Origin of the sequence: Pseudonocardia sp. SID8383 (assembly GCF_009864975.1) — a bacterium.
Taxonomy (GTDB): domain Bacteria; phylum Actinomycetota; class Actinomycetes; order Mycobacteriales; family Pseudonocardiaceae; genus Pseudonocardia; species Pseudonocardia alni.
The window spans coordinates 1-493 of sequence record NZ_WWFY01000326.1; the positions used below are offsets into that span (position 1 = coordinate 1).

Here is a 493-nt window from a genome sequence, read left to right on the forward strand (position 1 = left end):
CGCCCGCTCTACGTCGAGGCCAACGCGGTGTCCCCGGACACCGTCCGCGGCATCGCGACACTGCTCGGCGACCGCGCGACCGTGTGCGACGGCGCCGTCATCGGCCCGCCCGCCTGGACGGTGGGCACCACGACGCTGTGGCTGTCCGGGCCGGGGGCGGACACCGCCGCCACCCTGCTCGAGCCGGGCCCGTTCGACGCCAGGGTGCTCGGCACCGCCGGGACCGACCTGGGCGCCGCGAGCGGGCTGAAGGCCTGCTTCGCGCTGCAGAGCAAGGCGGCACCCATGCTGTGGCTGGCGCTCGAGGAGGCCGCCGCGGCGTTCGGTGTCACCGGGGCCCTGCACGCCGAGCTGGACCGGGCCGGGGTCGACCACGCCGCCGCGCTGGCCCGCGCCCGCGAGCGGATGGCGGGAAAGGCGTGGCGCTGGGCGGGGGAGATGGACGAGGCGGCCGACGCGTTCGCCGCCGCCGGGGTGCCCGACGGCTTCTCCC

The 493-nt window shown here is 78.1% G+C and carries 1 protein-coding gene; it reads left to right on the forward strand.

The window, feature by feature from the left end:
• The coding region (locus GTW08_RS07820; RefSeq protein WP_161151689.1) for a DUF1932 domain-containing protein at positions 1–493 on the forward strand (493 nt) is incomplete at both ends.